The organism is Rhodococcus sp. T2V, from assembly GCF_029269925.1.
Taxonomy (GTDB): domain Bacteria; phylum Actinomycetota; class Actinomycetes; order Mycobacteriales; family Mycobacteriaceae; genus Rhodococcus_F; species Rhodococcus_F koreensis.
Window position 1 is genome coordinate 101,213 of sequence record NZ_JARJBD010000028.1, and the last position, 12,621, is coordinate 113,833.

Sequence of the window (12,621 nt, forward strand, 5' to 3'; positions counted from 1 at the left end):
CGTATCCGCCGCGTCAACGAACCCACTCCGGTCCGGGCCCGCTGGCTTCCTCGAAGATCAGCCACGTCTTGGTCGCCTGCACACCTTCGAGGCTCTGCAACCGTTCGAGGACGACGTGACGCAGTGCGCTGTTGTCCGGTGCGCGGACGAGGACGAGAACGTCGAAATCGCCGCCCAGTAGTGAGAAGTGCTCGACGAACGGCAGTGTCCGCAGTTGGGTGGAGATTCCCCGCCACGAGTCCTGCCTGATCGACAGGGCGATGAACGCGGAGGAGCCCAGCCCCGCCTTGGAGTGCGAGATGCGGGTGGTGAAACCCTCGATGATCCCGGCTTCCTGCAACCGTTCGATGCGGACGTACGCGTGGGCGCGGGAGATGTGCGCCTTCTCCGCCAGCGCTCGCATCGAGATGCGGCTGTCGGCGACGAGTTCCTTGATGATGCGTCGGTCGATCGCGTCGAGTTCGTACGTGTCCGCTGTGCCCTCGGCCATCTGTCCATCCCTGCTGCGGTCGCTCACACTCCGGTGAGACATTCTGCCCCCGACAGGCCGATTCTAAGCCATTTGTCTCTGATTCCGCCCAGTCGTTGTCGATAGGTCGTTGAGTTGCGAGCATTGACGAACACAATGCATCTGGAGGTAGACGTGACGCTCGTAGAGTCGCCCCTGGCGAGGCCGTATCGGAAGTTCCTTCCCGCCGACAGTGCGGTGCAGTATCTGGATTCGGCGGGCGCGCTCACCGAGAGCGAGGCCCGGTACCCGAGGCCGGGCGACGACCGTCTGGTGGAGATGCACCGGAACATGGTGCTGGGCAGGCGCTTCGATCAGCAGGCGACGGCCCTGACCAAGCAGGGCCGGCTCGCGGTGTATCCGTCCTCGCGTGGTCAGGAGGCCTGCCAGATCGCGGCGGCGATGAGCCTGCGGCCGACCGACTGGATGTTCCCCACCTACCGCGACTCGGTGGCGCTCGCCGCCCGCGGCATCGACCCGGTCGAGATCCTCAGCATGCTCGCCGGCGACTGGCACTGCGGCTACGACCCGGCCCGCCATCGCAGTGCCCCCCAGTGCACCCCGCTGGCCACCCAGTTGCTGCACGCCACCGGAGTGGCGTACGGCGAACACCGCAGGGGCCGAAACACGATCGCGCTGGCATTCTGCGGAGACGGCGCGACCAGCGAGGGCGACTTCCACGAGGCCCTCAACTTCGCCGCCGTGTTCCAGGCCCCGGTGGTGTTCCTGGTGCAGAACAACGGATTCGCGATCAGTGTGCCGCTCGCCCGGCAGAGCGCGGCACCGACGTTGGCGCACAAGGGCGTCGGCTACGGAATCGGCAGCGAGCAGGTCGACGGCAACGACGCGGTCGCCATGCTCGCCGTGATGGACGAGGCAGCGAACTTCGTCCGGGCCGGCAACGGACCGGTGATCGTCGAGGCCCACACCTACCGGATCGACGCGCACACCAACGCCGACGACGCCACCCGCTACCGCGATTCGTCCGAGGTGGAGCAGTGGCTCGGACGCGACCCGCTGACCCGGCTCGAGAAGTACCTGCGCGGCCAGAACCTGCTCGACGACGCGGCCGTCGACGCCCTGACCGCCGAGGCCGACACCGCCGCCGCGGCCCTGCGCGCCGGGATGAACGTCGACCGTCCCCGCGACCCGCTCGATCTGTTCCGGCACGTCTTCGCCGAACCCACCCCACAGTTGCGCGAACAGCAGGCCCAGGTGCAGGCCGAACTGGCCGCCGAATCCGAGGAGCACTGAATCATGCCCACCCTCACCATGGCTCAGGCCCTGAACACCGCACTGCGCGACGCGCTCGCCGCGGACGAGAACGTCGTCGTCTTCGGTGAGGACGTCGGCACGCTCGGTGGCGTCTTCCGGGTCACCGACGGACTGACCCGCGACTTCGGCGACGACCGCTGCTTCGACACCCCGCTCGCCGAATCCGGAATCATCGGATTCGCCATCGGTATGGCCATGGCCGGGTTCAAGCCCGTCGTCGAGATGCAGTTCGACGCGTTCGCGTACCCGGCGTTCGAGCAGATCGTCTCCCACGTCGCGAAGATCCGGAACCGCACCAAGGGCGCGCTGTCGGTGCCGATCGTCATCCGGATCCCGTTCGCCGGCGGCATCGGCGGCGTCGAGCACCACTGCGATTCCAGCGAGGGCTACTACGCCCACACCCCGGGGCTGAAGGTGGTGGCCCCGTCCACCGTCGAGGACGCCTACACCCTCCTGCGGGCGGCGATCGACGACCCGGATCCGGTGATCTTCCTCGAGCCGAAACGGCTGTACTTCTCCCGCGCCGACGTCGACCTGACGGTGGGTGCGCCGATCGGGCAGGCAGCCGTCCTGCGCGCCGGACGGGACGCAACCCTCGTCGCCTACGGTCCGTCGGTGACCGTCGCGCTCGACTCCGCCGAGGCCGCCGCGGCGGAGGGTCACGACCTCGAGGTGATCGACCTGCGGTCGATCGTGCCGTTCGACGACGAGACGGTCATGGCGTCGGTCCGGAAGACCGGCCGGTGCATCGTCATTCAGGAGGCGCAGGGTTTCGCCGGTGTCGGCGCCGAGATCGCCGCCCGCGTCCAGGAACGCTGCTTCCATCATCTGCATGCCCCGGTGCTGCGGGTCAGCGGATTCGACATCCCGTACCCGGCGCCGAAACTCGAACGCCTGCACCTGCCGAACGTCGACCGCGTCCTCGACAGCGTCGACCGGTTGCAGTGGAACGATTCCGCCGACACCCGGTGGGCGGTGACAGCATGAGCGGCCAGGTCTTTCTGCTCCCTGACCTCGGCGAGGGACTCACCGAGGCCGACATCGCCGAATGGCGAGTCCGGGTCGGCGACACCGTCACCATCGACCAGGTGGTCGTCGAGGTCGAGACCGCCAAGGCCGCGGTCGAGGTGCCGATTCCCTTCGAGGGCACGGTGATCTCCCTGCACGGCGACGAAGGCTCGACGTTGAAGGTGGGCACGCCGCTGATCACTGTCAGCGGGACCCCCGCCGCGCACGAGCAGTACCGCGAGGAAGAGCGGGCCGGGGGCGGAGCCTGCGGAGCGACCCGGGGGCTCGGCTCCGGCAACGTCCTGATCGGGTACGGCACCAGTGAGGACACCGGTCGGCGCCGGCGTCGTGTCGCCGCGAACCGCGAAGTCACGCAGGCCCCCAAGGCTTTTGCGACGCGGGTCATCTCACCGGTCGTCCGTAACCTCGCGCGGCAGAACGACCTCGACTTGTCGCGGCTGCCGGGCAGTGGTCCCGGTGGTGTGATCAACCGCGCCGACGTCGAGCGGGCACTCGCCACCACTCCCGAGACGGCCGACGTGCAGCGGATTCCGATCAAGGGCCTGCGCAAAGCGGTCGCCGACAAACTGTCCACGAGCCGCCGCGAAATTCCGGACGCGACGACGTGGGTGGATGTGGACGCCACCGAACTCGTGCAGGCCCGCCGCACGATCAACGCCGCACTGCCCGAAGACGACAAGGTCGGTCTGATGGCCCTGCTCGCGCGCCTGGCGCTCGCGGCGCTCGCGCGGTACCCGGAACTGAACTCGGCGGTCGACACCGAACGGGGCGAGATCGTCCGCTACGGCCATGTGCACCTGGGTATTGCGGCGCAAACCCCACGCGGGCTGGTCGTCCCGGTGATCGAGCGGGCCGATTCGCTCACGACCGTCGACCTCGCCCGGCAACTGCGGGACACCACGGCGCTGGCCCGTGCGGGGACGCTCCAGCCGTCGCGGCTGACCGGGGGCACGTTCACCCTCAACAACTACGGCGTGTTCGGTGTGGACGGTTCGACCCCGATCATCAATCATCCCGAGGCCGCGATCCTCGGCATCGGTCGTATCCTCGACAAACCGTGGGTCGTGGACGGGCAGTTGGCCGTCCGGAAGGTGATGCAGGTGTCGCTGAGTTTCGATCACCGGGTGTGCGACGGCGGCGTCGCCGGCGGATTCCTCAGATCGTTCGCCGACTTCATCGAGAACCCGATCACCGTGCTGGGGAGGCTCTGATGGCTGATGCACACAGTGACGTCCTGATCCTCGGTGGTGGTTCCGGCGGCTACGCCTGCGCCTTCCGGGCTGCGCAACTCGGGCTGTCGGTCACGCTGATCGAGGCGGACGAGATCGGCGGAACCTGCCTGCACCGGGGTTGCATCCCGACCAAGGCGCTGCTGCACTCCGCCGAGATCGCCGATGCCGCGCGGACCGGTGCGGAGTTCGGCGTGCGAACGACGTTCGACGGCATCGACATCGACGCGGTGCACCGGTACAAGAACGGCACGATCGATCGGTTGCACAAGGGGCTCCGAGGCCTGGTCGCCCACCACAAGATCACCGTCGTGACCGGTCACGGACAGTATGTCGGAGACAGGACGATCGAGGTGGCCGGCACCCGCTACACGGGAACGTCCGTGGTGCTCGCCACCGGCTCCTACACCCGGACCGTTCCGTCCATCGAGCTCGGTGAGCGCATCGTCACCAGCGACACGGCCCTGAACCTCGGGTTCGTCCCGGAGAAGGCCATCGTTCTCGGGGGTGGCGTGATCGGTGTCGAGTTCGCCAGTGTCTGGGCATCGTTCGGTGCGGACGTGACCATCGTCGAGGCGTTGCCGCGCCTGGTCGCGGCGGAGGATCCGTGGTGCTCGAAGCAACTCGAACGCGCGTTCCGCAAACGCGGGATCGCCACCCGCACCGGCGTCACGGTCGCCGCGGCGAAGGAGACCGCCGACGGCGTCCTCGTGGAACTCGCGGACGGCGACACCCTCGAGGCGGACATCCTGCTGGTGGCGGTGGGGCGGGGACCGCGCACCGGCGACTGCGGATTCGCCGAACACGGCATCACCCTCGACCGCGGGTTCGTCGTCACCGACGACCGGCTGCGTACCTCCGTCGACGGCGTGTATGCCGTCGGGGACATCGTGGCCGGACTTCAGCTGGCGCACCGCGGTTTCCAGCAGGGAATCTTCGTCGCCGAGGAGATCGCCGGCCTCGATCCGGTTCCGGTGGCCGAGGATCTCGTTCCGCGGGTGACGTACTCGCATCCGGAGGTCGCGTCCGTCGGCCTCACCGAGGACGCCGCCCGTGAACGGCACGGCGACGCGACGTCCGTGGTGTACGACCTCGCCGGCAACGGCAAGAGCCAGATCCTGCGAACGTCCGGCGGGATCAAGGTCGTACGGGCCGGAGACACCGGCCCGGTGGTGGGTGTGCACATGGTCGGCGACCGCGTCGGCGAGCTGATCGGCGAGGCCCAGCTGACCGTCGCCTGGGAGGCCCTGCCCGCCGACGTCGCGCCGTTCGTCCACGCGCACCCCACGCAGAACGAGGCGCTGGGCGAAGCGATGCTCGCGCTGTCGGGGAAACCGCTGCACACGCACGGCTGAGTTCTGCGTCGTTGCGCCACCACGCGATGCGGAACGGTGCCAGTATCTGATGCGGAGCAATCTTGCTGCCCAACTATCCGGAGGAATTCGCATCATGGACTGGACTCTCGAAGTGGTCGTTCTGCCCGTCGGTGACATCGATCGGTCCGTCGCGTTCTACCGCGACAAACTCGGTTTCCACCTCGATCACGACACCACCAACGAGCACATGCACGTCGTGCAGCTGACGCCTCCCGGTTCGGGGTGTTCGATCGTGATCGGCGACCTCCCGTCGCACACGGAGATGGCACCGGGGTCGATGCGGGGATTGCAACTGGTGGTCGCCGACGCGACTGCGGCCCGGCAGGAACTGCTCGACCGGGGTGTCGAGGTCAGTGAGATCACCGTGTTCGACGAGCGTGACGGGGGAACGTTCTTCGGTTTTGCCGATCCCGACGGCAACACGTGGGCGGTCCAGCAGATCAGGGCACGGGCGGAGAAGCCGCTGATTCCGGTCGAGGCCCGCGGGCGGTTCGGGGAGGAGGGCTGAGGATGCGCATGCTCAGGTGAGCGGGCAGGCGTCGCGAGTGTCCGCGACGAGCCGTTCGGCCAGCGTGAGAGCGGCGGTCAACTCGTCGGGTGTCGTGCCGAGCCGGCCGAGGACGGCGTGAGCGCGAAGGCTGAAGTCGGCCGGTGCGTTCGGCAGGGCGCCGGCGGCGGCAATCGCGCCCTTCTCGCTGATGAGCCAGCGCCGGGCGTGCGCGTGCAGGGCGTGGGCGCACAGGCACACCGCGCGAAACAGGCACCCCGCCACGTACGCCGTGTCGGCGCGCGGGATTGCCTTGCGGGCCAGCACAGTGACGAACTCCGCCTCCCACAGCCCGCGCCGTACCAACGTGTCACGCAGTGCGTCCGGATAGTGCAGCATGTCGGTGCGGAACTCGCCGAGCTGTCGGGATGGATCGGCGAGGATCACCGCCGACGCGAGTTCGCCCACGTACGCGAAGTCCGCGAATCCGAACGGGTGACCGGTCTGAGCGTGGAACCCGTACACCCCCTGTTGCGCGTCCCGCCAGACCGCGGCCACCCGGTCGAGGTCGCGGTACAGCCAGTCCACCGCCCGGCCGTCGTACGACAGCCACGCCCCGCCGTCGACCCACGGACCCCATTCCCCGGTGCGGGTCGCCGACGCCCCGGCGCCCGCCCACTCCCGCGCGAGCGCGGTCAGCCCGTCGGTGTCGAGCGCCCCGCGGTAGTAGACGCCCAGGTCGTAGTCGGACTCCGCCGTGTGCGTGCCGCGGGCGCGGCTGCCGCCGAGGGTGACTCCGACGACGCCGTCGATGCGGCACAACCGCTCGGCGAGGGGCCGCAACACCGCATCCTGAAATTCCACACCCCACATCGTCCACCGCTACCCGGCGCAGCGGATAAGTTCGGATCATGCTCATCTTGGGAACGACCGTGATCGGGGCACGCGACATAGACCGCGCAGTCAGGTTCTGGACCGAGGCACTTGGACTGACCGCGCTCCCGCCGGTCGGCGACAACAGCTTCACCAACCTGACGCTGCCCGACGGCCGACCGGTGCTCGCGATCCAGCAGAGTGAACACGACGCGGAACCCGAGCCACGGCTGCACCTCGACCTGCACGCCCGCGACGGCGGAGATCAGGCCGCCGAGATCGAACGACTCGTCGGTCTCGGCGCGCAGCGGGTGCCGTGGGATCGCTACCCGGAGGACTCGGACTTCGTCGTGCTGGCGGACACCGAGGGAAACCGGTTCTGCGTCATCGACAACTCCCGCGCGCCGGAGGAGTGCCGGCTCGAGCTGTCCTGAGGTCGACCGGCTACGCGGCTCCCGCGTACTGGGCGGGGCGGGGCAGCATCGGACGGCAGACGGCGCGCGGGATGCCGCACACCTCGAAGAAGTCGATGACGATCGATCGCACCTGCGCGGACACGACCGCTGAGGAGAACCCGGCCGAGATTTCCTGCTGCGGCAGTGAGCGCGCGAACCGTTCGAGTTCGTCGCTGAGCTGGATTTCGTTGGGCTTCGTCGCGGGAGTCGCGAGAATCATCAGCCGCATCCGATCGGCGAGGTGCGCCAGTTCGGCGACGGCGTCCGCCAACTGCGGGTCCACCCGCTCGCCGTCGTACGTGGCGATCAGGGCCCGCCGCACCAGAACCCGGGTGTTGCGTGCGGCATTGTCGATCGGGTCCGCGATCGACGCGAGCCGGCCGATACGCCGACGTCCCCGCCAGTGAATCGGTGAAATCCGTGCCACCTCGGATCCGGAGCGGAGTTCGACGCGCATGCTGTCGATGGTCGATTGCGTCGAACGGGCAAGTGCGAGAGCGTCCTCCAGTGCGGAGACATCCCCGGCGGCAAGTCCCTTCGACGTCTGCCGGAGGGCAGCGGACACGCTGTCCAGCACCGCGGCGGCGCACCGGCGCGTCCGCCGGACGGGGTCGGTGGGCAACACGGACAACGCCACCAGACTCAGTGCGCCCCCGATCAACGCATCGACGACCCGGTCGAACGGGTGCGCGGCGGTCGCAGACGCCATCGCCGCGACCAACGCCGCCGACGAACCCGACTGCAGCACGATCACCGAGCCACCGTCGAGCAGCACCGCCAGAGACATGGCCACCGCCACCACGAGGCAGATCTGCCACGGGCCGTTGCCGATGTACCGCACGACGACGTCCGACACGATCGTTCCGATGGTGACACCGGCGATGAGTTCACCGGCGCGGCGACTGCGGGCGCCGCGCGCGACGGAAAGGCACACGACCGCTGCCAGCGGGGCCAGCAACGGCTGCTCGTGACCGGCCACCTCGACCGACACCCACCACGCCGCCCCGGCGGTGACCGCCGTCTGCGCAATCGGCACCAGGTACCCCGCGAAGCGAAGCAACGCGGTGCGCAGCGACGGCCATGCGGTGGAGCCGGCACGTCGGAGAAGGCCGAGTATCGAGATGAGCTGGAGCACAGTGGTACAGCTTTCTGGACGATCACACGCGGGCAGGAGCACGTTCACCGCAAATCCTGTCCTGAAATTCTTACGCGCGTGTAAAAGTGGCCCCTTTCATTGCGCAGATCACGTTCTGCCACCGGTTTCGGGCGATGCAGGTCACAGCTGGTGAACGTGGTTTGGAATCTTCGTGATTCAAACCACTCGCCGAGGTCGTGAGCATCCGTACGATTCCCCCACATGTGCGGGGAAATCCTTTCTCCGTGAGTGAAGGGATTGCGCGCGTGCCCGAAGTGGGAAGTAACGGAACCAGCGGTGTCGACGGTCGGCAGCAGATCCCGTCGGGCGCGCGAGGGTACGACGGATTCGGCGGACACATCGGGCGGACGAGCGCGGAGTCGACGCCGTGGTGGAAGCCGGAGACGAAGGCCCCGGCCGGAGCGCCGAACATCGTGGTGATCCTCATCGACGACATGGGCTACTCCGATATCGGGCCGTTCGGTTCCGAGATCGACACCCCCAACCTCGACCGGCTTGCCGACAGTGGCTACCGGCTGTCCAACTATCACACCACCTCGGTCTGCTCACCGGCCCGCGCTGCGCTGCTCACCGGGCTGAACCCGCACCGCGCCGGATACGGCAGCGTCGCGAACTTCGATCCCGGCTTCCCCGGGCTGCGGATGGAACTGGCCGACGACGCGCTCAGCCTCGCCGAGATCCTCCGCGCGAACGGGTACGCCACCCACGCGGTGGGGAAGTGGCATCTCGCGCGCGACACCAACCTCGCACCGGGGCGCACCCGCGACTCCTGGCCGCTGCAGCGCGGATTCGACAGCTACTACGGCTCCCTCGAAGGGCTGAATTCCTTCTACTATCCGAACGAGTTGATCGCCGACAATTCGGTGGTCGACGTCGAGGAGTACCCGCCGGACTACTACGTCACCGACGACATCACCGACAAGGCCGTCGCCCGCATCAAGAGCCTGCGCGCCCACGACGCCGACAAGCCGTTCTTCCTGTACTTCTCGCACATCGCCATGCACGGGCCGCACCAGGCCAAGCCCGAAGACCTCGCGAAGTACCGCGGCCGCTACACCGAGGGCTGGGACACCCTGCGACGCAACCGGTTCGACGCGCAGATCGAGGCCGGCTTCTTCCCTCCCGGAACGCCGATCGCCGAGCGAAACACCGAACCCGGCTACGACGCCCCGCCGTGGGACGAGCTCACCGAAGCGGAGCAGTTGCGGTTCGCCCGGTACCAGGAGGTCTACGCCGCCATGGTCGACAGCATCGACCAGAGCGTGGGCCGGGTCCTCGACACCCTCGACGAACTCGGCGAAACCGACAACACCATCATCGTGTTCACCTCCGACAACGGCGGCACCGCCGAGGGTGGTGCGGCGGGAACCCGTTCGTACTTCAGTCAATTCGTGCACGGACCGGTGCCGTCCGACTGGGTGCGCGACGTCCCGCACGACGAGGAACTGATCGGCTCGGAGAAGATCGGCGTCCACTACCCGCGCGGCTGGGGTCAGGCATCCAACACGCCGTTCCGGTTCTACAAGGGGCAGACGTTCGCCGGCGGTGTTCGGGGTGCCGTTCCTGCTGTCCTGGCCCGCCGGGCTCCGGCGCGACGAGGGCGACACCGGGCTGCGCAAGCACTACTCCTACGTCACCGACATCACCCCGACCCTCCTGGACCTCGCCGGACTCGAGACGCCGACCCATCGGAACGGGCTTCCCGCGCAGGAGCGGGACGGCGTCAGCATCGCCGACGTCCTGCGGGACGCCACGCAGCCCACTCCGCACACGGAGCAGTACGCCGAGTTCGGCGGTCACCGCGGGTTCTATCGGGACGGCTGGAAACTGCTGTCGCTGCACACGGATCCGACCCGGGTCGACGATCCGCAGTGGCAACTGTTCGACGTCGAATCCGACCCCGCCGAGACCGCGGACGTCGCCCACCTCTTCCCCGAGAAGGTGCAGGAACTCGCCGAGGCGTGGGATCGCGCGGCCTGGCACAACACCGTGTTCCCGATCCTCAACGACCGCAAGGCCGTGCAGCGCCGGCCCGACGAGCGCCGGCTCGCGGAACCGGTGAAGATCCTCGCGGGCACGCCCACGCTGGAACGCTACCGGTCCAGCGTGCTGATCCAGTACCGCGACTTCACCATCGACGTCGCCACCCACGAGATCGCCGCAGGCGAGGAGGGAGTGCTCGTTGCGCACGGCGATCCGCACGGCGGTTACGTGCTCTACGTCGAGGGCGGTCGAATCGTGTTCGCGGTCAACAGTTACGGCCGCGTCGCGCACACGTCGGCGCCCCTGGGTGAGGGTGTGGTGGCTGTGCAGGTGCGGGCCGAGGCCACCGAATCCGTCCGGTGGAACTTCACCGTCGCGCTCACCGACGCGGCCGGCGTCACCACCGACGTCGCCACCCTCGACGACCAGTTCCAGCTCGTGGGCATGGCTCCGTGGACCGGGATCTCGGTGGGCGTCGACGCCCGTGGACCGGTGGTGTGGGATCTGCGGGAACGGCGCGGGACGTTCCGGTTCACCGGCCGACTGCGGTCGGTCACCTACACCCCCGGACCGGTGCGGGTACCCGAACCGGTCATCCAGGAGGTCGAGGAGCTGGCGGAGGCGATGGCCGACTGACGGTCAGCTGTCGCCGTCGGAATCCCTCTTGCCGTCGGAGTTCCGGCGCCAGTGGGTGAAGCGTTCCTTGATGTCCGCCGCGACGTCGCCGACACCAGTGCCGACGGCGTCGACGGTGGTGCCCAGTCCGCTGCCGATCTCGCGGAGCATGCGGATCAGCGGGTCGTTGGAGGCGTCGAAATTCTGCTTGTACGTTTTCGCGGCCTTGCGGAACTCTTCGCTGATCTTGGCGTCGTCGTCCTCGTGCCGGCGCGGGTACTCCCCGCGCAGGATTGCCGCGTAGGCGCCGCTGTCGACCCATTTCTTCAACTCGGCGGCCCGCAACACCGAGAACGGGTGGGCGAGCAGTTCGATGTTGAGGAGCTTGAGGACGCCGTCGCGGAGGTCCCCGCTCGCGTCGTACTCCGCGGCCTGGGCCAGGAAGGCGTCGGTGTCGATCTCACTCACCCGGGAACCGCCGGCCAGCTTCAGTTGCACGTGGAGGGCGGTGTGGACGTCCTGCCCGCACAGCAATCCGGCACGGTCGCCGGACAGTTCGGACTTACGCTGCCATTCCATGAGCGCGGCGATGATCGCGCGCAGCGCCCACCCGCCAATGGGCATCCAGCCGATGGTCCCGGCCAGCCGCATCAGGTGCATGAGGATCGTGCGATACACCGCGTGCCCGGACAGCGCGTGCCCGAGTTCGTGACCGATGACGAACCGCTGCTCTTCGTAGTTCATCACGTCGAGCAACCCGGTGGTGACCACGATGAACGGCCGGTCCATGCCGATGGTGAAGGCATTCACCACCGGGGTCTGCAGCACGAACAGCTCAGGGGTCTCGTCGGCACCCAGGATCCGCACGCAATCGCTGCGGAGGTCGTGGAGATCGCTGAACTGCCGTTCGTCGACGCGCACCGATGTGGCCAGGTACATCAGCCGGTGCTGACGCTCCTGCAGCAGACCCGAGATGGTCCGAAAGACGGTGTCGAACCCCTTCAGCGTGCGCAGGGTGACGAGCGCCGCCCGGTCCGCGGGGTGCTCCCACGCACGCGAACTGATGTCCGGGAACGCCGTGCGAACGCGGTCTGGTGTGGTGGTCAAAATCGATCCCCCTGAGTGGTGTGCGCTGTGAACAGCCCTTCCGGTCAGGGTAGCGCCGGGCGGTAGCGGTGGCGGTCGTGCTGGGCATTTTGGCAACCGTCGACTGCGGCGTTCGCTCCGTGAATGCGCAGAATGCTCGAGTTTGGTCACTGGTATTGCTCAAAGTGCGTTCCGATGGTCGACTGTTGTGAGAGATCTGCACACGAGACCTCGAAGATGCGGTGAGGCCGGTTCCCACAGGTCCGCCTGCCCGTCACCGCCGATCCGCCTCGCTCACGAACTGGGCCGAGGAGGATCGGATTCGGTGCCCGGAACTCACAGGCAAGGACGACACAATGAACGACGCCCGCACGATCGATGCCCACACGAACCAACTCGCCCCGCGCTTGATCACTCCGGAAGCACTCGTGGAGATCGAGCATCGGGTGTTGTGGTTGGCGACGTCGATGATCCATCACGCCAACCGGGTTCGGCCGAATCCGACGGGGTTGAAGGTGGGTGGGCATCAGGCGTCGTGTGCGTCGATGG

10 protein-coding genes and 2 pseudogenes are annotated in these 12,621 nt (G+C 68.0%); 8 read left to right on the top strand and 4 right to left on the bottom strand.

Annotated features, from left to right (window positions below; genetic code table 11):
- Positions 1-13: 13 nt before the first annotated feature.
- On the bottom strand, positions 14-490 hold the full coding sequence (locus tag P3H15_RS23620; RefSeq protein ID WP_087556093.1) for an Lrp/AsnC family transcriptional regulator: 477 nt from the start codon (positions 488-490) through the stop codon (positions 14-16).
- Positions 491-625: 135 nt separating this feature from the next.
- Between P3H15_RS23620 and pdhA the strand changes: the two genes are divergently transcribed.
- The 5 genes from pdhA to P3H15_RS23645 all read left to right on the top strand — a co-directional run bounded on the left by pdhA (position 626) and on the right by P3H15_RS23645 (position 5,925).
- A complete protein-coding gene (pdhA, locus tag P3H15_RS23625) occupies positions 626-1,762 on the top strand; it encodes a pyruvate dehydrogenase (acetyl-transferring) E1 component subunit alpha (protein ID WP_276139451.1) in 1,137 nt (378 codons plus the stop codon).
- A gap of 3 nt (positions 1,763-1,765) precedes the next feature.
- The gene (locus tag P3H15_RS23630) at positions 1,766-2,770 is read left to right on the top strand and encodes an alpha-ketoacid dehydrogenase subunit beta (RefSeq protein WP_276139452.1); all 1,005 of its coding nucleotides are present in this window, start codon (positions 1,766-1,768) and stop codon (positions 2,768-2,770) included.
- The gene (locus tag P3H15_RS23635) at positions 2,767-4,023 is read left to right on the top strand and encodes a dihydrolipoamide acetyltransferase family protein (protein ID WP_276139453.1); all 1,257 of its coding nucleotides are present in this window, start codon (positions 2,767-2,769) and stop codon (positions 4,021-4,023) included. The genes P3H15_RS23630 and P3H15_RS23635 overlap by 4 nt, the downstream gene beginning before the upstream one ends.
- Positions 4,023-5,396, top strand: a complete 1,374-nt coding sequence (lpdA, locus tag P3H15_RS23640; RefSeq protein WP_276139454.1) for a dihydrolipoyl dehydrogenase — start codon at positions 4,023-4,025, stop codon at positions 5,394-5,396. The genes P3H15_RS23635 and lpdA overlap by 1 nt, the downstream gene beginning before the upstream one ends.
- A 94-nt stretch (positions 5,397-5,490) precedes the next feature.
- Positions 5,491-5,925, top strand: coding sequence for a VOC family protein (locus P3H15_RS23645; RefSeq protein WP_276139455.1), 435 nt, complete (start codon positions 5,491-5,493; stop codon positions 5,923-5,925).
- A gap of 12 nt (positions 5,926-5,937) precedes the next feature.
- Here P3H15_RS23645 and P3H15_RS23650 read toward each other — a convergent pair whose 3' ends face one another.
- On the bottom strand, positions 5,938-6,777 hold the full coding sequence (locus P3H15_RS23650) for a nucleotidyltransferase domain-containing protein (protein WP_276139456.1): 840 nt from the start codon (positions 6,775-6,777) through the stop codon (positions 5,938-5,940).
- A 38-nt stretch (positions 6,778-6,815) separates the two neighbouring features.
- Between P3H15_RS23650 and P3H15_RS23655 the strand changes: the two genes are divergently transcribed.
- Positions 6,816-7,211 carry a VOC family protein gene (locus P3H15_RS23655; RefSeq protein WP_276139457.1) on the top strand — a complete coding sequence of 132 codons (396 nt, stop codon included), beginning with the start codon at positions 6,816-6,818 and terminating at the stop codon, positions 7,209-7,211.
- A 10-nt stretch (positions 7,212-7,221) separates the two neighbouring features.
- On the opposite strand, the gene P3H15_RS23660 is transcribed toward P3H15_RS23655, so the two are convergent.
- Positions 7,222-8,367: an aromatic acid exporter family protein gene (locus P3H15_RS23660; RefSeq protein ID WP_276139458.1), complete on the bottom strand. Its 1,146-nt coding sequence runs from the start codon at positions 8,365-8,367 to the stop codon at positions 7,222-7,224.
- Positions 8,368-8,633: 266 nt separating this feature from the next.
- Here P3H15_RS23660 and P3H15_RS23665 point away from each other — a divergent pair.
- Positions 8,634-11,007, top strand: a pseudogene (locus tag P3H15_RS23665) (arylsulfatase).
- Between the two features lie 3 nt (positions 11,008-11,010).
- Here the strand turns inward: P3H15_RS23665 and P3H15_RS23670 are convergent.
- Positions 11,011-12,093: a M48 family metallopeptidase gene (locus P3H15_RS23670; protein WP_276139459.1), complete on the bottom strand. Its 1,083-nt coding sequence runs from the start codon at positions 12,091-12,093 to the stop codon at positions 11,011-11,013.
- Between the two features lie 221 nt (positions 12,094-12,314).
- On the opposite strand from P3H15_RS23670, the pseudogene P3H15_RS23675 reads away from it, so the two are divergent.
- A pseudogene (locus tag P3H15_RS23675) lies at positions 12,315-12,621 on the top strand (pyruvate dehydrogenase); the annotation flags it as partial.

What these genes read in the sequence shown, in the direction of transcription:
- P3H15_RS23620 (WP_087556093.1), bottom strand. Translation starts at nt 490, where the DNA reads ATGGCCGAGGGCACAGCGGACACGTACGAACTCGACGCGATCGACCGA.
- pdhA (WP_276139451.1), top strand. Translation starts at nt 626, where the DNA reads ATGCATCTGGAGGTAGACGTGACGCTCGTAGAGTCGCCCCTGGCGAGG.
- P3H15_RS23630 (WP_276139452.1), top strand. Translation starts at nt 1,766, where the DNA reads ATGCCCACCCTCACCATGGCTCAGGCCCTGAACACCGCACTGCGCGAC.
- P3H15_RS23635 (WP_276139453.1), top strand. Translation starts at nt 2,767, where the DNA reads ATGAGCGGCCAGGTCTTTCTGCTCCCTGACCTCGGCGAGGGACTCACC.
- lpdA (WP_276139454.1), top strand. Translation starts at nt 4,023, where the DNA reads ATGGCTGATGCACACAGTGACGTCCTGATCCTCGGTGGTGGTTCCGGC.
- P3H15_RS23645 (WP_276139455.1), top strand. Translation starts at nt 5,491, where the DNA reads ATGGACTGGACTCTCGAAGTGGTCGTTCTGCCCGTCGGTGACATCGAT.
- P3H15_RS23650 (WP_276139456.1), bottom strand. Translation starts at nt 6,777, where the DNA reads ATGTGGGGTGTGGAATTTCAGGATGCGGTGTTGCGGCCCCTCGCCGAG.
- P3H15_RS23655 (WP_276139457.1), top strand. Translation starts at nt 6,816, where the DNA reads ATGCTCATCTTGGGAACGACCGTGATCGGGGCACGCGACATAGACCGC.